This window comes from Thalassospira sp. TSL5-1, from assembly GCF_001907695.1.
Lineage (GTDB): Bacteria > Pseudomonadota > Alphaproteobacteria > Rhodospirillales > Thalassospiraceae > Thalassospira.
Genome location: NZ_KV880638.1, coordinates 1,582,585 through 1,601,296 on the forward strand (window position 1 = coordinate 1,582,585; position 18,712 = coordinate 1,601,296).

The following is an 18,712-nucleotide window of genomic DNA, read 5'->3' on the forward strand; positions in this document are numbered from 1 at the left end:
TATCCCCAGTCTGCATGGTGATATTTGGTTTGAATTATAGGTTCTCAAGAAGGCGGGGTGATGCTTTATATCAATCCTTGGTTAAAACGGGCCAATTCCAGCGAAAATAACAGGTTCATTGAACCGGATTTGCGCTAATATCGATCTCTTAAAAACAAAAATGCCGAAGGGACGTTGATGCCCGTTATGGCAAATAAAGCAGAGCCGAGCAGAATGGACGCCAAAGCATTGTGGAACTTTACGGTTGCCTTTTACGGGCGGCCGGGTGTGGCCCCTATGTGCCTGTCATTGCAGGATAAATGTGGGCTGGATGTTAATTTGTTGCTGTTCTTGGCCTGGCTTGGTTTGCAGGACAAGGCTCCGCACAGCATTTCCGCACTGGAAGATGCGGTGCGGGCCTGGCGCGAAAATGTTATTTCGCCTTTGCGTGCAACCCGACGTTATTTACGCGATGATCCTTCTGTTGGGGTGCAGGCCCTGCGTGAGCAGCTTAAGAAGGATGAACTGGTTGCCGAACGGCTGGAGCAGGAAATTCTGATCGCTGCGGTTGAGGTGATCCCCGCCAACCAGGATCGCACTGCGCCCATGCGAGCGTATCTTTCGCCCACCCGCTTTGACCTGAGCCAGGATGAATGTAACGAAGCCCTGCGTTTCCTGATTGGTCAATTGGCACGGGTTGATGCAGGCTGAGATTTTGCTTGGCGACCAATTCTTTTGCCCGATTTTGATCCTGGATGGGGCGGTGTGATGTGAACGGCACATCTTGGGTTAAGCGGTGCCAGTGTGCCTTTGGGTTGATTATGATCCGCGACTCGTGAAATCACAGGGTGAGTGGGCGCAGGATGGCGCAAAATCCGTTTATTTATGAGGGTTTTGGCGTAGGGCCGGGCAATGGTTTTCTTGTCGAAATGGCGTGTCGTTTGGTGAAAACTTATTGAAAATAATGGATTTTTTATAGTCTTTGTTTTCTCGTCCGTACGCATTGCCCCGGTAGGGATTGATCGTAGGCGTGTGATAACTCGGGAGTTTGTGTGAAGAAAATCACATTGTTATAGAGGGCTCCGAAGTCACTGAAAATCGGTCGATAATTGCGTTTTTTGCGACAGGTTATTAGCCAGCGACCGATAAAATTGCACAAAACATGCGCGGAAAGACTGGCAATTACGTTACAGAATTACTACCATTTTGGTGTGGGTAATGTCAGGAATGAGGAGTAGGCGAATGAGCGTTCAATCCCATATCGAAGCTCTCACTGCCAAACATGCCACGCTCGAGCAGGAGCTCCATGCGGAGCAATGTCGACCGTCCCCTGATCTAACGCGCATTACAAGTATCAAACGGCGCAAACTTGAAATCAAAGACGAAATCAGTCGGATCACTCATTAAAAAGGATGATGCTGTTTTTGGTAAAAGTGCCGTGGATTTGAACCATCACACGTAGCTTTTGCCGATGTAAAGAACACCCCTTTTACGCCGCCTCCGGTTTGTGCCCACACCGTGAGGCGGCAAATATGTTCGGGCTGCTTATTTCGGCCCGTTCTTCTGGTCTGTTATGCCTGCCTGTTACAGGGATAACGCCGCTTTCATAAAACCTGTCACGCTGCTTTGATCAAGGCTGTTACAATTCGTCCTTTGGTAAAGATAGGCGACGCGATACACTTCTTTTCATCAGCCGGTTGCCCAACTGGCCGTGGTCCCAATTCCCTTCTTTTCTTCCTTAATGCTCACATTTTGCGCGTGACGCTGTTGTTCCTCCGGGATCGACCAATGTCTAAGGGAAGTGCTGACAATAAATCGGTATTATGATGCGGAATTATCGGGCCATCGCGAAACCGGTATTGCCCCCGATGTGAAGGGAGGCAAAATCCGGGTACCAAAAATGGTCAAAATGACCGCAAAGCGGGAGGAAAAACGCCAATGCCGGGTCGCTACCAGGATATTTACGCCCAATCCATTGCTGATCGTGAGACATTCTGGGCGGATGCCGCCAATGCCCTGTCCTGGGATAAAAAATGGGACAAGGTGATTGATCTGGACGCCAAGCCGGTACCGCGCTGGTTTGTGGGTGGTATGGTCAATACCTGTTATAACGCGCTGGACCGCCAGATCGAAGAAGGTCGCGGGGCGCAAAATGCCCTGATTTACGACAGCCCGGTCACCGATACGGTTGCCCACTACACCTATACCGAATTGCGCGACGAAGTGGCGAAACTTGCCGGGGCGATGCGCGCACGCGGTGTTGCCAAGGGCGACCTTGTGATTATTTACATGCCGATGATCCCGCAGGCGGCAATGGCGATGCTGGCCTGTGCGCGGATCGGGGCCATTCATTCGGTCGTGTTTGGCGGTTTTGCCGCCCACGAGCTGGCAACCCGCATTAATGATGCCAAACCAAAACTAATCCTGTCGGCCAGTTGTGGCATCGAAGGCAGCCGTGTGATTGCCTATAAACCCTTGCTGGACCGCGCGATTGAGCAGGCCACCCACAACCCGGAAACGGTTTTTGTCTGGCAGCGGCCCCAGGCAACCGCCGAAATGAACGATGGCCGCGATTTTGACTGGGCCGATGAATGTGCGGCCGCCAGCCCGGCTGACTGTGTATCGGTTGCGGCTACTGACCCGCTTTATGTGCTTTATACATCCGGCACGACCGGCCAGCCCAAAGGCGTTGTGCGCGATAATGGCGGGCATATGGTGGCGCTGCATTGGTCGATGAGAAACATTTATGGGGTTTCTGCCGGTGATGTTTTTTGGGCGGCATCGGATGTGGGCTGGGTTGTTGGCCATTCCTATATTGTTTATGGCCCGCTTTTGGCCGGTTGCACCACGGTGATGTATGAGGGCAAGCCGGTGGGCACGCCCGATGCCGGGGCCTTCTGGCGGGTTATTTCGCAGCACGGGGTCAAGGCGCTGTTTACCGCCCCTACGGCCTTTCGTGCCATCAAGCGCGACGACCCCAATGCCGAATTGATGAAAAATTACGACCTGTCGTGTTTTGAGGCCCTGTATCTGGCAGGGGAACGGTCCGACCCGGACACATTGCAATGGGCAGAGCGGCATTTGCAGGTGCCGGTGATTGACCATTGGTGGCAAACCGAAACCGGCTGGTCGATTTGCGCCAACCCGCGCGGCATTGAATTGATGCCGATTAAATATGGCTCCCCCACCGTTGCGGTATGCGGCTGGGATGTGCGCGTGGTGGATGAAGGGTGCCACGAAGTACCGCGTGGCAAGATTGGTGCACTGGTCGCAAAACTTCCCTTGCCGCCGGGAACCCTGCCAACCCTTTGGCAGAATGACGAACGGTTTGTCTCCTCGTATCTTGCGGAATATCCGGGATATTACGCCACGGGCGATGCCGGTTTCATTGACGAGGATGGCTATATTTACGTGATGTCGCGCACCGATGACATTATCAATGTTGCCGGGCATCGCCTGTCCACCGGGGCAATGGAAGAGGTTTTGTCAGGCCATCAGGATGTTGCCGAATGTGCGGTGATTGGTGTGCATGATGACCTTAAGGGGCAGGTGCCGTTGGGCTTTTTGGTGTTAAAGGCCGGGGTGAACCGCCCGGATGAGGAAGTAGTCGCCGAAGTGATTGCCATGGTGCGCGACCAGATTGGCCCGGTTGCCGCCTTTAAGCAGGCCACGGTGGTGGATCGTTTACCCAAAACCCGGTCGGGTAAAATTCTGCGCCGGACCATGCGTTCGATTGCCGATGGTGAAAGCTATAAGACCCCGGCAACGATTGATGATCCGGCGATTTTGCCCGAAATCACCACGGCGCTCCGCGATATTGGCTACGCCCGTGAGGCGGCCGGGAACTAAGTGTTTTGATCCCATCACTGCCGTGACATTGGTGATATTGGCAATGTGACGGTAGCCAGGGCAACACTCCGTTCGGGCCTGTCCTGCCGATGTACCTACCTTGTTGGGCCCGAATGTCCTTGACCGTCCGCGACCTTTTCAGGTGGCGGACGGCTTTTTATGTAAAACGGCATAAAGCGCGATTGCGCCAACCAGGGTTGCCAGCGCCAGCAGGCATAAAATGGCCAGGGTTGCCTTGGCCCCCACGCCATTAATTGCGAAGGCAAAAAATGATGGTGCGAGGGCTGACAGGATGAAGCCCGGCAGCAGCAGGCGGCCCACCTGCGTGCCATAATGTGCGGGATCAAAAATCAGTAACGGGACGGTGCCGCGCGTAATTGTCAGGATGCCGTTTGCCGCACCAAAGCTGATGCAAAAAACGATGGCAGCCAGGATCGAAAACCCGGCGGCAAAGCCAATGATAAAGGAGACGAGCAACAGGGCGGAGGCAAACAGGGTGATCGTTACCGGGTTGAAATTGCGCCCAAACAGGATTTCGGCCAGCCGGGAGGCCAATTGCCCAAAACCACGCAAACTGGCGATATTGATTGCCTGTGCCATAACCAGCCCCAACCCTGCCAATAGCGGTATCATATGGGCGGACATGGCGGCATTAATGATATTGATCAGCGACATGATAAAGGCATAGAGCAACCCGCACATCATTTGCTGACGTGGATCAAGCGGCGTGTCGGCGGCCATTTTATGGTTTGCCATCGTGACGAGCACGGGTTCTGACGGCTTTTCGTGATCTGGCATTATGCTGGCAGGTTTGCCTTTTGCCGGTATCGACAGGTTCAGCGGGATTGCCAGCAGGGCAAAGCCGGCATAACAAAACAATGCCCCCATCAGCCCAAAGCGGGCATCAAGATAATGCCCCAGCGGCCAAAAGATTGTGGAGGCCAACCCGCCAAACAGGGTGATTTGCCCCATCGCCCGTCTGGCATGGACACCCCCAAGACGGGCCAGGGTGGCAAAGGCGGCATCATAAAGGGTGAGGCGCATGGCGATACCCAGTAAGAACCATGCGGTGAAATAGCCCCAAAGCGAGCTGGTCAGGGCAAGCAGGAGACAACCTGCTGCGTGAAACACGGCACCTGCCACCATGACCGGTCGGCCCCCATGACGGTCAATCAAGCGGCCGCATAGCGGGGATACGGCCCCCATCACCAGCAGGGCAAAGGAAAAACCCGCATAAATGATGGCATCATTCCAGCCGTTTAAGACAGCCAGCCCGGGGCCAAAATTGCCAATCAGATAATAGCTGGTGCCCCATCCAATTAACTGGCCGATGCCAAGACGAATGACCAGCCCGGTGGTGATCATTTTGTGCTGGGGGTTTCGAGTGGTAATGTTGCTGCAGGTATCAGGGGGGCAGCGGAATGCAGGGGGCGCTGCATCAGCACGGAATCAAGCCATCGGCCAAATTTATAACCCACATTGTAAAATGTGCCTGTGATGACGAAGCCGTGTTTGCGATGCAGGGCAAGCGAGCCCTTATTGGCGCTGTCACCCACAGCGGCAATCATTTGCCGCCACGGTCCGGCCTCGCATCGCATGATCAAGTGATGCAGCAAAAGGCTGCCAATGCCTTTGCCATGATATTCTGGCGCAACATAGATCGAATCCTCGACCGTATGGCGATAAGCCGACCGCGGGCGATAGGGCCCGGCATAGGCATAACCGCATAGCTGGCCGGTTTCACCATCAATGGCAGCCAGGTAGGGATAGCCTTTTTCCAGCAGTGCGGCCAGGCGGTGGGCCAGTTCGGTTTCGTTCGGGGTGATTTCCTCAAACGATGCGGTGCCTTCCTCGACCGCCTGGCGGTAAATGCGGTGAATGGCGGGAATATCAGATGTTACAGCATCGCGGATTTTGATTGTGCCATGCCGCGTATTCGGGCTGTCGATATCTGAAATAATGCAGCCAGCAGATTGGCAGGATGGCAGCATTTCCTGGGTGTCGGGCATTGGCATGTCTCTGTTTTCAAAAGGCTATATCGCATGCGCAAAACATGCGTTGATTGTTGTGCCGTGTTGCTTACTTCAGGGGGCGTTGCATCAAGACACAGTCAAGCCAGCGGTCAAGTTTGAAGCCGATATTGCGTAATGTGCCAACCAGTTCAAACCCATATTTGCGGTGCAGGGCAATCGATCCTTTGTTCTGGCTGTCGCCAATAACCGCGACCATTTGACGCCACGGTCCCTTCTCGCATCGGGCAATGAGGTGCTGCATCAAAATACTGCCAATGCCCTGACCGTGAAATTCCGGCAGGATATAAATGGAATCCTCAATCGAATGGCGATAGGCCGCGCGTGGGCGATAAGGCCCGGCATAGGCATAACCGCATAGCTGGCCGGTTTCGCGCTCTATTGCGACAAGATAGGGAAAGTTCTTTTCCTGCAAAGCCTTCTGACGGCGGGCCATTTCTTCAATGTCAGGGGCAATTTCCTCAAAGGATGCAGTACCCTCTTCGACGGCCTGTCGGTAAATACCCTGAATGGCGGGGATATCCGACGGGGCTGCATCGCGGATCAGAAATTTTCCGGTCTCAATGTCGGTGTTTTCGGTGAGTTCACTTGCTGGCATGGCGGCGGTGGGGGCTGTTTGGGTGTGTGTGTCCGACATGGATATGACTTTGATTGTTGTGATGTATTGTCGGGGATTGGCAAAACATAGATTGTTTTTTACTATCAGTGTTCATTTGAATTTTTATGCAAATGATAAGGTGTTTTTATAGTGCGTGGGTTCAACCTTGACCAATTGCAGGCCTTTGCCGATGTGGTGGATTTGGGCAGTTTTTCAGCCGCGGCAGAGCGCCGAAACCTGAGCCAGCCCGCAGTTAGCCAGCAGGTTAAACTTTTGGAAACGCGCCTTGGCGTAAGGCTGATTGAACGGATTGGTAAACGTGCCATGCCAACGGCAGCAGGCCAGGTATTGCGTGCGCAAATTGGCCCGATTGATCAGGCAGTTCGCAATGCCCTGGATGCCGTTGCGCCGTTTGGAAAAGGTGTTAAGGGGCAGGTGCGGATTGGATGTGGCGCAACGGCCTGTATTTACTTTTTACCGGCGGTTTTGGCCGGTATTCAGCAGGATTATCCGGACTTGGAAATATCGGTGAAAACTGGCAATACGGTCGATATGGCGCGTTTGATCGAAAATAACGAGCTGGATATCGGCTTTGTGACCTTACCCCTGGCGAGCCGTGCGCTTGAAATCACCCCGGTGATGAAAGACCCGTTCGTGGCAATTTTTGCGGCCGACCATTTGGCGCCAGGCCCGGTTTCGCCCCCTGAAATGGTGCAAATGCCGCTTGTCCTGTTTGAACAGGGGGCAAATACCCGAACGCTTGCTGATGGCTGGTTACGTCGTGCCGGGAGCCATTTTCGCCCGGTGATGGAACTGGGCAGCGTCGAAGCAATCAAGGAACTGGTTGGGGCGGGGCTGGGGGCATCGATTTTGCCATCAATGGCCGTGATCGACGGGCGGTCAAACCTGCCAGTGCGGGCCCGCCCACTGGAACCGGCAATGGGCCGCGACCTTGCCATTGTGATGCGGCGGGACAAAACCCTAACCCTGGGTTTGCGGGCGGTGCGGGACGGCATTATCGCCGCTGCCCAAAAGGACCATGTGCAAAATGACACGTAACTTGAAGTCTAATGGTCTTCCGGGACGTAAAATGTTGGAAATTCGGCGTCAGGTTCCGGCACATGTAGTTCGACACCGGATTTGTGAATCATCGCGCTCATGGCATCGGGGGGTGCAGTGTTGGTGAAAAAGGCGGTAACCTGCGAAATATTGCCGCCACGAACCACCGCGTTACGGCCGAACTTGGTGTGATCGGCGACCAGATAGTTTTGGCGTGAGTTGGCAAGGATCGCCGAACGTGCCCGCACTTCATGTTCGTCAAAATCAAGCAGGCTGCCATCCGGATCAATGCCGCCCACACCGAAAATACCGTAATCAACCTTGTAGCTGTTGAAAAATGCCTCAACCTCTGGCCCCAGAACATCGCGGTCCCGGTTGCGCAGTCGCCCGCCAATGAGTGTGACGTCAAAGCTGTCATTGGTGGCGGCGACATAGGCCACATTCAGGTTATTGGTAAAAATCCTTAGCGATCGATGCTGCAAAAGTGCGCTTGCCACCAGTTCCGGTGTTGTGCCAATGGAAAAAAACAGCGACGCGCCATCTGGAATATGCCGGGCAACCTGGGCGGCGATTTTGCGTTTTTCATTCACATGCAAAACCTTGCGCGCCCGATAGGCGATGTTTTCATGCTCCAGTGCGGGTTCGACACCACCATGACGGCGGCGCAGCAACCCTTCTTCGCATAAGGCGTTAACATCCCGGCGGATGGTCTGGGCTGTCACCTGAAAGCGGTCGGCAAGGTCTTCGATGGTACGAAAACCGTCGGCGCGGACTGTTTCGACAATGCTGGCCTGACGTTCGGTTGGTCGTTTTTGCATAAAATTGTTTTTCTATTGGCCTGTTTTAAGGTGCGAATGAATGCTAGCGCAGGCGCATTTCACTAATATGACGGTTCGGCTGCATTCATATGAAAACAATTTGAGGGGCCAAAAGAAAAAGGCCGCCTTTCAGCGACCTTTTTAACATGCGATGGAGACAAATCAGCTGCGGAACAGGTTCTCGGCAGCTTCTTTGTAATTGACCGACGATTTGTTGCGGTCTTCGTCTTTGTGCTTTTCCTTTTCCGAACCGGGATATTCCGGCTCCGGACGGATCTGCAATTCTTCGGGCAGCGGATCGGGCTCGACATCGCGAACGATCTTTTCCGGGTTCTTGTTGCGCGCAATCACGACCTGTTTTTCAAGGTCGAGCTCGGTACAAAGACCCATCGTCACCGGATTACGCGGGACGAGATTGGCTGAATTCCAGTGGCTACGATCGCGGATCTTGCCAATCGTGTCTTTGGTGGTGCCAATCAGTTTGCAAATCTGCGCATCGGCCAGTTCCGGGTGGTGCTTGAGCAACCAGGCAATGGCATTCGGACGATCCTGGCGTTTGGACACCGGGGTGTAACGCGCGCCTTTTGACTGTGAACGCGGACGCGGCAGGTCCGACTTTGCCAGTTTCAGGATCTGGCGTGGATCGGCTTCACAACGGCTGATTTCCGCCTGGGTCAACTGGCCATTGGCGATCGGGTCGCGACCAACGATTCCCTGGCTGACATCGCCGTCGGCAATTGCCTGGATTTCAAGTTCATGCAACCCGGTGAAGGCGGCAATCTGCCGGAATGACAAGCCGGTATTGTCGATAAGCCATACAGCAGTTGCTTTCGGCATGAGGGGCTGAGCCATAATTCCTCCTGTTATCATTTAACTTCTGGAGACCGGCGATGGGTAAAAGCCCAAAAACGCGGCAAGATCTGCCCCAGAATATAATCTCTTTTGATGATTCGGCAACGCAGCAGGTTAACCATAGGTTCGCCGTGCGCGACTCCCTAACGCATCACAGCGTTCTTTTCGGTCAATGCGCCGCTAAAAGCAACATTCTGTTGCATCTGACGGGCAATAATATTTTTACCCGCCAGATTTTTTGCCATTAAATGCCCTGTTAAACGGATTTGGTGCCGGTTCAGGTCATTTTCAGGACAACTTTGCCAATATGGTCGCCCTGTTTGAGGATGTCGTGTGCGCTTTGTGCCGCATCAAACGCAACTTCGCGGTAAATCACCGGTTTGATCTTACCCTCCTCGATCAGCGGCCAGATGGTTTTGTGCAGGCGCTGTGCGATGGCGCCCTTTGCTGCAACCGGCTGGGCGCGCAGGGTGGATCCGGTCAGGGTCAAACGTTTGGTCAAAAGCGGCAGGAAGTTGGTATTGGCCTTTGGCCCGCCCAAAAAGGCGATCACGGCAATGCGTCCGTCCTGGGCGGCGCATTTGAAATTGCGTCCGATATAATCACCCGCCACCATATCAAGGATAACATTGGCACCTTTGCCGTTGGTCATGTCCTTGACCGCTTCGACAAAATCCTGTTCGCGGTAATTGATCGCGTAATCAGCCCCCAGATCAAGGCAGGCCTGGCATTTGTCGGCACTTCCGGCGGTGGCAATCACCGTGGCCCCCAGGGCCTTTGCCATCTGGATGGCAGTGGTGCCAATGCCCGATGTGCCCCCATGTATCAAAAACACCTCGCCTTCCTGAAGGGCGGCCTTGTCAAACACGTTGTGCCAGACGGTGAAAAACGTTTCCGGCAGGCAGGCGGCTTCTATCAGGGACAAGCCTTTGGGAACCGGCAGGCATTGCGGGGCAGGGACAAGGGCATATTCGGCATAGGCCCCGCCGGCCACCAGCGCGCACACGGCCATGCCAGGTTCCAGGCCGTCGCAATCCTCTCCACAGGCAACAATATGGCCGGCCAGTTCCAGGCCTGGAATGTCAGACGCGCCAGGCGGGGGCGGATACATACCCGCAACCTGCATTAAATCAGGCCGGTTAACACCCGCAGCGGCGACCTTGACCAGAACTTCGCCTTTTCCCGGTGTGGGGCAGGGGGCTGTTTCCAGCGTCAATCTGCCGTTTTCCCCGCTATTTTCAATGGCGATGATTTTCATGCTTTCGGGAATTTTTTCCACATTCATGGCGTATCCTTTATGGCGAAAGTGATGTTCGGTCATTATCTAGTCTGCAGATCGTAACGTGAAAGGCTTTTATTACCATATGGTTGTCAGGCCGTGCCCCAAGGCGGCAACCTCATGCTAACAATGGCCTTGGATGCAGTGTCCTTTTTGGCAAAACAACACTGGAGGGCGAAAATGGATCAGAAAGAGATTTTGGCAAGTGCCGCAGCCGGTATGTCTGTCGGGATTCCCCGCAATCTGGATGATATGTCGATTGAAAACCTTTTGGCTTATAAAACCGCCCTGCAAAGCGAAATTGACCGTGTCGAACAGACGCTTGTGGCGCGTGACGGTGTGCGAAAAGGGGCAGAGGCCCTGTTTCGGACCTGATGATTTAGCTGGCAATTCATGGGGTTGTCATAAATTTGACAAAATAAACCCTGGGTTCATTGAATGTTAATGCTGCCACCCTATATGTAAGATCAAGGGTTCAGTGTTGACCCCTTGTCGAACGTGATGTTTCGATGCCTCCCTGTTAAACTGGGCCGCCCGTAAAAGGGCGGCTCTTTTCTTTTTGGGGCCATACGCACTAATACGCACGGTCACATTTCCGTCACTTATCCGCTTGACCGCACAATAGACCAGCGTATAGATTCGCAAAAAATAAAACAGTCCGGCAAGTTTAGCAGGTAGAGGCAGAGGTCGTCCCATCGGGGCGGCCTCTTCGCTTTTTTGACATCAGACATGCTTGAACTATTATCTGGATAGTCCAATATGTTTTGAATGACATATGATCCGCCCTTTTATGGCAAAAGCAACTATGACAGTAACTTTGTCATTGTTCCTTTTTCCCGCACCTATGACGAAGCCCTGACCCTTCTGGTCGAGGCGCGGGATTATTTGTCTGCCCATCGCCGTCGCGAAAAATTCGATATTCTCAGTGATTCCGCCATTGCACAGTTTCGCGAGGAAATGCGGATGACTACGCGGCTGATTCGTGCAATGGCGTGGCTGTTATCCGTGCGCGCGGTGGAGGCAGGGGAAATTGGCTGGGAAGAGGCTGTGGATGACGACGATCTGATGGTGGACATCAAGATCTGTATTCAGGACGAGCGGGATCGGTGTTCATCAGTCACGCCGGCTCTTTTAAACCTGATGGAACGGGCTCATTCCCTGTATATGCGCACCGCCCGTATGGAGCTTCAGGTAGCGGCACGTCACCGCTCCGAGGAGTGATCAGGCAGCGCATTCTTTGTCCTGGTTTTTTGAAAGTCGGGTTTTCTGAAATTGGTTTTTCAGGGGCGGCTCGTCTTCGGCTCAAGGCTGCCTACTTTCGGCTCAAGGCTGTCTACTTTCGGCTCAAGGCTGCAAAAATCTCGATCGGTGCGCTAAATCCTTTCAGTTCCCGGGTTCCCAGCGATTTGAAACGCGCCCTTTTTCCGGCATAGGTTTCCTTTACCGCCGGTGATACCAGGATTTCATCACCACTTGCTGCGGCGCATACCCGTGCGGCGAGTTGCACAACCGTGCCAAACAGATCGTTTTCCTCGGTAATGGCCTCGCCCGCATTAATGCCGATGCGCACATGAAATTCCCCATCACCACGGGCATTGTGGTTTGCCATTTGCCGCTGAATTTCCAGCGCCCCTTCAACGGCAGTATTGGAGGATGGAAATACGGCCATGATCCCATCCCCCATATGTTTGACCTCTTTGCCGTAATTGTTCAGCAAAGCGGAGCGCACGATGTTGTTATGAACATGAATGATCTCCTGGGCGCCGACATCGCCCAGTTCCTGGGTTAACTGGGTAGAATTGACAATATCGGTAAACATCAGGGCATGAATTTTCTTGCCGCCTTTGGTTGGCTCGGATGATGGTTTTTCCGACCAGGAATCCAGGGCACGCGCAACAGACCGCGCAAGGCTTTTTTCGTCCTTGATGTAATCAAGCATCGAGTCACGACCCGCGCCATACATGTCGTTATATTTGGGTTCCAGCAGATACTGCTCCAGGCTGGCGCAAAAGGTGTCGGACATTTTGCCCTTGGCTCCAAGGGCAGCAACGCAGTCTTTCAGGATGTTACGGCCCTGCTCACGCGGCAATTCATTGCGTTCCGCACAGGCATCACACGCACCCGCAACATACAGATTGACGCCAAATTTGTGATAGGCATCCAGTTTCGGTAGCGTTTTGCCAATCGCAACAACCGACCCGGCCATGAAATCCCGCATGGTTTGACGTGTTGCCTGTAAGGCCGGGGTTTGCGCCACCGGTTCTGGGGGAAGGTTGGCATCGTCGTCGTTTTTGTAATTATCTTCGGAGCGCGAAGGCGTCGCATCATCTGGTGTTTCGTCCAGAAGCGAGCGGTTTTCTTCCAGGCTGCGGCGCAAGGCTGCCGCGCGGGCCTGGCGCATTTGCTCTTCACTGGGCCCCGTCGGGATGGGGCGTTGGGGCGTGTCGGTGCTGTTGTCGTTCTTGCTGCTTTTTTTGTCTTTGGTGCGGAAATTGCGCGTCAAGGCCATCATCATCGGGGTGACGGATACGATAAATCCCAGGATGAAGGCAAAAAAGTTCGCCTTTTCAAACACCCCTTGGCTCACATGAACGCCCATACCAGGCAGATATTCCAGCAATCGTGCCGTTCCAATCATCACGGCCAGGCCAATGGCAATGGCACCGCAAAAGGCCAGCATCAATTTAAGGATCAGGCCGACAATGCCGACATCTTTCTTTTTGTGCTTTTTTTCGGTTTTCTGTTTGGGGGCAGGGGGCGTGCCGCTAGCAGGAGCCTCGGCCTCGGCAACATGCTCAATGGCATTGGCTGTGCGGGCGGCAGCCATTTTTTCCCGGCTTTCCGTATCCCGCGTTTGATAGACGACATATTCGTCAGCGCTATTGGTTTCGCTATTGTAAACTTCGCGAATCAGCTTGACGGCCATGACATGGGATTCGCGCTCAAGCTGATGGGTTTCTTCCTCGGCGGTTTGCTTTTGCGCACCGCTATAATGGGCGTGGATCACCCATTTTCCCGACCGGTCCTTGATGTAGATTTCATAGCTGATCTGCTTGCGCGTGATCACCTGGTTCATCCTTCGCGCCCCCGCGAAAACCGCATGTAAATCATGTCGGCCGCTTTGATCATTCTGTCCCCGGTGTGATTATGGCAAGAAACCGTCGCTCATACCATAGCCTGATTAAGGCATATGAGGGATGCACAGTCATATATAAAGGGGCATAGACAAAGAAAAACGCCCGCTGCATCGTCTTGATGCGGCGGGCGATAATCCCAAAAATCGCAGAATTGCGATTTGTGTTCTTAGTTGTTACCGATATTGAAACCAGCGAAACGCTTTTTGAACTTGGCAAGCTGCCCACCGCTGTCAAGAAGACGATGAACACCAGTCCAAGCCGGATGGCTCTTCGGATCGATGTCAAGCTTCATGACGTCGCCCGGTTTACCCCAGGTCGACTTAGTGGTGTAGGTGCTGCCGTCCGTCATCTGAACGGTGATTTCATGGTAATCGGGATGGATGTCTTGTTTCATCGCCTATCACTCCGGAATTTGAAGCGCGGTGTATAAGGGAAAAAATCAGCTTACGCAACCCCTGTGACCGGAAATATCTCAGATATGGCAAAACGAATATTTTCCCGCCCCAGTTTGATGAAGGTTACTTGCGTGACTGCCCTTATATAGTATGGTGCGCCAGCAGACCGAAACGATCACGGGCAGGGCCCAAAGCCCGCCCGCCTGACAGACGGAGTTTGATTGTGGCCCTTGAAGAAACCCTTTTTCATCGCCTTGCGGACGAGACCATTGAAAATATCTCTGATGTGATTGACGATGCCGTCGGCGACAAGATTGACGTTGACCTCGAAGCCGGTATTCTGACCATCGAACTCGATTCGGGCGAACAGTTCATTATCAATAAGCATGCCCTTAACCGTCAGATCTGGATGTCGTCACCCGTCAGTGGTGCGAGCCATTACGATTATGACGAGGATACCGAAAGCTGGCGCTCCACCCGGGGGGCCACGACCTTGCACGAACAACTTGCTACCGATCTTGCTGTTAAGACCGGTCACAAGATCGCGCTGGACTAAATCCTTGGTCTGGCGTTTTCCTGTCGATATTATAGAACTGGAATATTGCCGTGGCGACCTCTCCGCGAAAGTCTCCCCGCCTCGAAGATCGAGATCGGAGCCGCGATCTCTCTTCTTTGCGGGCTATCCTGCCTTTTATCAAACCCTATAAATTACAGATCGCCGGTGCGGCCCTTGCCCTTGTTGTGGCATCGGGCACCGTGCTTGCTCTGGGGAATGGTTTGCGTTTCCTGGTAGATAGGGGCTTTGCTGATGGTGATGGCGGTCTGCTTGACCAGGCGCTGTTTGTGCTGTTCGGGTTTACTATCCTGATGGCGCTTGCCAGCTATTCGCGCTTTTATCTGGTGTCCTGGATTGGCGAGCGTGTCGTGGCAGATATTCGTCGCGCTGTTTATGCCCACATTATCCGTCTTGATCCTGGCTTTTTTGAAGTCACCCGCACCGGCGAGGTGTTGTCACGCCTGACAACCGACACTTCTCTGTTGCAGGTGGTGATCGGATCAAGCGTATCGATTGCGCTGCGCAATATCCTGATGTTTGTTGGTGGCCTGGCCATGCTGGCCATCACCAGCCCCAAACTGACGGCGCTTGTTCTGCTGGTGGTGCCGCTTGTGGTGGTGCCGATCATATTTTACGGTCGCAAGGTCCGTCGCCTCTCGCGCGACTCCCAGGATCGCATTGCCGATGTCAGTGCCTTTTCCGAAGAATCGATCAATGCGCTGCGCACGGTGCAGGCCTACACGCATGAAGAAATCGAGACTGGCCGATTTGCCACCCATGTTGAAGGGGCATTCAAAACCTCGGTTTCGCGCATTTCGGCCCGGGCGCTGCTGACGGCCATCGTCATTATCATGGTTTTTGGTGCCGTTGGTGTCATCCTCTGGATCGGCGGCCACGATGTTCTAAGCGGCGCGATCTCGGCAGGCGAATTGTCAGCCTTTGTCTTTTATGCCGTTGTCGTGGCGGGGTCTGTTGGCGCCATTAGCGAGGTTATTGGCGATCTGCAGCGTGCGGCTGGTGCGGCTGAACGCCTGGTGGCTCTGCTTGAAACCCGCCCGACCATTGCCGCTCCGGTCAATGCTTTGGCTATGCCGGCTGCCCATCAGGGCAATGTGACATTTGAAAATGTCACATTTCACTATCCGGCCCGGCCGGACCGTTCCGCCCTTACCGGTTTTTCGCTCGATGTTAAGGCGGGCGAAACGGTGGCGCTGGTTGGTCCCTCGGGGGCGGGGAAAACCACGGTCTTTCAGTTGTTGTTGCGGTTCTACGATCCGGCATCGGGTACGATTTCGGTGGATGGTGTCGATATTCGCAAGGCGGACCCGATTGCCGTGCGCGAACGTTTGGGCCTTGTCGCCCAGGACCCGGTGATTTTTGCCGCCAATGCCTGGGATAACATCCGTTATGGCCGCCCAGATGCCAGTGACGAGGATGTCCGTGCTGCCGCCGAAGCAGCCCATGCCAGCGAATTCCTTGATCGCCTGCCTGATGGCTTTGATACCTTCCTGGGTGAAAAGGGCGTGCGCCTTTCCGGCGGTCAGCGTCAACGCATTGCCATAGCCCGGGCAATTTTGCGCAACCCGTCCATCCTGCTGCTTGACGAAGCCACCAGTGCGCTGGATGCCGAAAGCGAACAGGTGGTGCAAAAGGCGCTGGAAACCATCATGAAGTCGCGCACGACCCTTGTGATTGCGCACCGGCTGTCAACCGTCCTGCATGCGGACCGGATTGCCGTGGTCGAGGATGGTCAACTGGTTGCCATTGGTTCGCATCACGAATTGCTTGAAACCAGTCCTCTTTATGCCCGTCTGGCAAAGTTGCAGTTTGAACGCGATGCGGCATAAGGTCTTACCGTTTTGATCAGTTGGCCCGCTTCGGCTGACGCATCCCCCTTCGTAAAAACGGCCCGGTCATTGCCAGGCCGTTTTTTTGGGGCCGATGCAAGCCCGTAGTGTGGGCGATAGCGCCGAAATTTTATAAGTGGGGGGCGCTTGCCATGTCTCCTTGCTCTACGTTGCGATTTTCAAACCTTCGGATCAAGTTCCAACAAACAGCCAAAAAGAAACCCTGCCAGTTGGACTGGCAGGGTGGGGGAGTGTGATATCGCGAAACAGGGCTTAGTCGGCGCTGGCAACCTTTGCGCCTTCGATGGCAAGTTGCGCATATTGCTTTTGCAACTGTTCGGACGTGGCATGAAAACGATCAAGTTCTTTGCCTGCCAGGGTACGGCCGCTTGGCATTTTTACATTGATCGGGTTAACCTGATGCTCTGCCTTGAGGATTTCAAAGTGCAGATGCGGGCCTGTTGCCGTTCCGGACATGCCGACATAGCCGATCACATCGCCTTGCTTGACACGCGACCCGGTGTGCAGTCCCTTGGCGAAACGCGACATATGTCCATAAGCGGTTTCATAGGTGCTGTTATGGCGCAGGCGGATATAGTTGCCATAGCCACCGACTTTACCAATGCGTTCGATGGTGCCATTCCCGGCGGCCAGAATCGGGGTTCCGGTCGGGGCGGCGAAATCAACACCTTTATGCATGCGGCTATATCCCAGAACCGGATGCTTGCGCATGCCAAAGCCCGATGACAGGCGCGCACCATTGATCGGGGTACGCATTAGGGCACGGCGGAAAGATTCGCCTTTTTCATTATAGAAATCCTGGTTGCCGTCACTGTCGGTATAGGAATACAGGCGGTATTTCTGCCCCCGGATGGTCATGCTGGCATAGGTAATGTCGCCATGCCGCACCAAATCGCCTTTGGCGTTTTTCATGTCGTCATACATGACTTCAAAACTGTCGCCAGGCTGGATGTCGCGCTGAAAGTCAACGTCATAACTATAAAGCTTGATCATTTCCATCAGCACCGAAATCGGCATGCCGTTCTTTTCGGCTGCCATAAACAGGCTTTGATCAATGGTGCCGCTGGCAACGTTCGGGCTGCTGGAAAGTTCAACCTTGTCGGTCGAGGCGCTAAAGCCCTCATCGGTCCGAGAGACGGACACAATGGTTTCGGCATCGGGCTGAAAGCGCAGAGTATCGAGGAGGTCGCCGGTATCGCCGCTGGTTTCGCTGGCATAAACCAGGTCAAATTCCTGACCGGCCCGTAATTTGCGCGGATTATATACATCGCGCAGCGCTTCAATGGCATTATAAGCCACCGAACGGTCAAGACCGGCACTGGTCAGAACGGCCATCAGGTTGGAACCCTTCTCCAGAACGACGGTATTTTGCCGCGATGAAATTTCTGAACTTTTTTCGGAACCTTCAAGCTCCGGTATCGTTTCCGGTACCGATGCGATTTCGTCAGAGACTTCGGAAATCTCCGAAACTTTTTGTTTCGGCGACATGGCTGGTTTGGGCATGCTTGCTGTTTCTGCGGCATAGGCAGAAAGCGGGCTGTCATGGCCAGGGTTTGAATTGGAAAGAATATAGCCGGTTGTTCCGCCAAGAATGGCCGCAAGTGCAGCAAACGATATAAATTGTCTTCCGGCCATTGCCGCAGATCTCCCCTGTCCTTAAAAAATGCAGTGTACCCAGCGAGTTGCTCTTTTTGGCAACATCGGCGGAAATCTTATACAAAATGGCTAGCACTTTTGAAACCCAAATTCCCAAAAGGCCATGCCTGGTTGCCTAAGTCAGTGTGCCAGCAGGATGGTTTAAGAAGTGTTGAAAACCCCGCGAAAAGAGTCCTTCGTGGCGGGCGCGATTTGCCCTGCGACCGTGGCAGGAAAAAGGCGATGTCTTAATCATCTGATTTTCACGCCGTTTATATCCGTTTCACTCAAACACCTTTCTTGCCCTCCGTTGTTTGTCACTTAGGGTGCGGATGTGCCATATCGCGCAGTTCAGCCTAACAAACCGTCGAAATGCCTGTCGTCTTTCAAGCTCTTTTGGCGATACTCGCCTATCTTCCTTGGCCGCCCCTTAAACTCTATGGGGGTTACCTCTCGTTAATAACAGGTCTGCACTGCTGAAAATGGTGACTTATATGTCTTATCTATAGTGGCACCGTATAGAATTCTGACGTGACCGTCTTTTACCCAGATCAAAAGCTGGCTGGTTTAATCTTGGCGGGTGGGGAGGGCGTTTGCCATTTGCGGTGATTTTTGCCGCTATTCTCGTGTGTTTTCCCTTTTTGCGCTAACTTCTTG

At 53.8% G+C, this 18,712-nt stretch carries 17 protein-coding genes; 8 read left to right on the plus strand and 9 right to left on the minus strand.

What is annotated here, in order from left to right; genetic code table 11:
* Positions 1-213 precede the first annotated feature (213 nt).
* The 3 genes from LF95_RS16825 (at position 214) to LF95_RS16835 (ending at position 3,828) form a co-directional block, all read left to right on the plus strand.
* Entirely contained in the window at positions 214-690 is a 477-nt protein-coding gene (locus LF95_RS16825; RefSeq protein WP_073956130.1) for a TIGR02444 family protein, read from the plus strand.
* Positions 691-1,221: 531 nt separating this feature from the next.
* On the plus strand, positions 1,222-1,386 hold the full coding sequence (locus LF95_RS16830) for a YdcH family protein (protein ID WP_073956131.1): 165 nt from the start codon (positions 1,222-1,224) through the stop codon (positions 1,384-1,386).
* A gap of 531 nt (positions 1,387-1,917) precedes the next feature.
* Entirely contained in the window at positions 1,918-3,828 is a 1,911-nt protein-coding gene (locus LF95_RS16835) for a propionyl-CoA synthetase (protein WP_073956132.1), read from the plus strand.
* A 138-nt stretch (positions 3,829-3,966) separates the two neighbouring features.
* Here LF95_RS16835 and LF95_RS16840 read toward each other — a convergent pair whose 3' ends face one another.
* The 3 genes from LF95_RS16840 to LF95_RS16850 all read right to left on the minus strand — a co-directional run bounded on the left by LF95_RS16840 (position 3,967) and on the right by LF95_RS16850 (position 6,495).
* A complete protein-coding gene (locus LF95_RS16840) occupies positions 3,967-5,193 on the minus strand; it encodes an MFS transporter (RefSeq protein WP_073956133.1) in 1,227 nt (408 codons plus the stop codon).
* Complete coding sequence (locus tag LF95_RS16845) at positions 5,190-5,837, minus strand: GNAT family N-acetyltransferase (protein WP_252509799.1); 648 nt, start codon at positions 5,835-5,837, stop codon at positions 5,190-5,192. The genes LF95_RS16840 and LF95_RS16845 overlap by 4 nt, the downstream gene beginning before the upstream one ends.
* Positions 5,838-5,907: 70 nt before the next feature.
* On the minus strand, positions 5,908-6,495 hold the full coding sequence (locus tag LF95_RS16850) for a GNAT family N-acetyltransferase (RefSeq protein WP_073956134.1): 588 nt from the start codon (positions 6,493-6,495) through the stop codon (positions 5,908-5,910).
* A gap of 111 nt (positions 6,496-6,606) precedes the next feature.
* Between LF95_RS16850 and LF95_RS16855 the strand changes: the two genes are divergently transcribed.
* Complete coding sequence (locus tag LF95_RS16855; protein ID WP_073956135.1) at positions 6,607-7,515, plus strand: LysR family transcriptional regulator; 909 nt, start codon at positions 6,607-6,609, stop codon at positions 7,513-7,515.
* Between the two features lie 8 nt (positions 7,516-7,523).
* Here LF95_RS16855 and LF95_RS16860 read toward each other — a convergent pair whose 3' ends face one another.
* The 3 genes from LF95_RS16860 to LF95_RS16870 all read right to left on the minus strand — a co-directional run bounded on the left by LF95_RS16860 (position 7,524) and on the right by LF95_RS16870 (position 10,506).
* Positions 7,524-8,333, minus strand: coding sequence for a DeoR/GlpR family DNA-binding transcription regulator (locus LF95_RS16860; RefSeq protein ID WP_073956136.1), 810 nt, complete (start codon positions 8,331-8,333; stop codon positions 7,524-7,526).
* 162 nt (positions 8,334-8,495) lie between these two features.
* The gene (locus LF95_RS16865; protein WP_073956137.1) at positions 8,496-9,185 is read right to left on the minus strand and encodes a DUF1013 domain-containing protein; all 690 of its coding nucleotides are present in this window, start codon (positions 9,183-9,185) and stop codon (positions 8,496-8,498) included.
* A 277-nt stretch (positions 9,186-9,462) separates the two neighbouring features.
* A complete protein-coding gene (locus LF95_RS16870; RefSeq protein ID WP_252509800.1) occupies positions 9,463-10,506 on the minus strand; it encodes an NAD(P)H-quinone oxidoreductase in 1,044 nt (347 codons plus the stop codon).
* A gap of 138 nt (positions 10,507-10,644) precedes the next feature.
* On the opposite strand from LF95_RS16870, the gene LF95_RS16875 reads away from it, so the two are divergent.
* Together LF95_RS16875 and LF95_RS16880 are read left to right on the plus strand one after the other, a co-directional pair.
* The gene (locus LF95_RS16875; RefSeq protein WP_073956138.1) at positions 10,645-10,839 is read left to right on the plus strand and encodes a DUF1192 domain-containing protein; all 195 of its coding nucleotides are present in this window, start codon (positions 10,645-10,647) and stop codon (positions 10,837-10,839) included.
* 393 nt (positions 10,840-11,232) lie between these two features.
* The gene (locus tag LF95_RS16880) at positions 11,233-11,685 is read left to right on the plus strand and encodes a DUF1465 family protein (protein WP_073956139.1); all 453 of its coding nucleotides are present in this window, start codon (positions 11,233-11,235) and stop codon (positions 11,683-11,685) included.
* 112 nt (positions 11,686-11,797) lie between these two features.
* Here the strand turns inward: LF95_RS16880 and LF95_RS16885 are convergent, their stop codons facing one another.
* Both LF95_RS16885 and rpmE read right to left on the minus strand, forming a co-directional pair.
* Positions 11,798-13,540 (minus strand): adenylate/guanylate cyclase domain-containing protein, encoded by a 1,743-nt coding sequence (locus LF95_RS16885; RefSeq protein ID WP_073956140.1) that lies wholly within the window; start codon positions 13,538-13,540, stop codon positions 11,798-11,800.
* 227 nt (positions 13,541-13,767) lie between these two features.
* Positions 13,768-13,995 (minus strand): 50S ribosomal protein L31, encoded by a 228-nt coding sequence (rpmE, locus tag LF95_RS16890; RefSeq protein WP_073956141.1) that lies wholly within the window; start codon positions 13,993-13,995, stop codon positions 13,768-13,770.
* A gap of 224 nt (positions 13,996-14,219) precedes the next feature.
* Between rpmE and cyaY the strand changes: the two genes are divergently transcribed.
* Both cyaY and LF95_RS16900 read left to right on the plus strand, forming a co-directional pair.
* On the plus strand, positions 14,220-14,552 hold the full coding sequence (cyaY, locus tag LF95_RS16895; RefSeq protein WP_073956142.1) for an iron donor protein CyaY: 333 nt from the start codon (positions 14,220-14,222) through the stop codon (positions 14,550-14,552).
* A gap of 50 nt (positions 14,553-14,602) precedes the next feature.
* Positions 14,603-16,399 (plus strand): ABC transporter transmembrane domain-containing protein, encoded by a 1,797-nt coding sequence (locus tag LF95_RS16900; RefSeq protein ID WP_073956143.1) that lies wholly within the window; start codon positions 14,603-14,605, stop codon positions 16,397-16,399.
* Positions 16,400-16,672: 273 nt separating this feature from the next.
* Here the strand turns inward: LF95_RS16900 and LF95_RS16905 are convergent, their stop codons facing one another.
* On the minus strand, positions 16,673-18,055 hold the full coding sequence (locus tag LF95_RS16905; RefSeq protein WP_252509801.1) for a M23 family metallopeptidase: 1,383 nt from the start codon (positions 18,053-18,055) through the stop codon (positions 16,673-16,675).
* Positions 18,056-18,712: the final 657 nt, after the last annotated feature.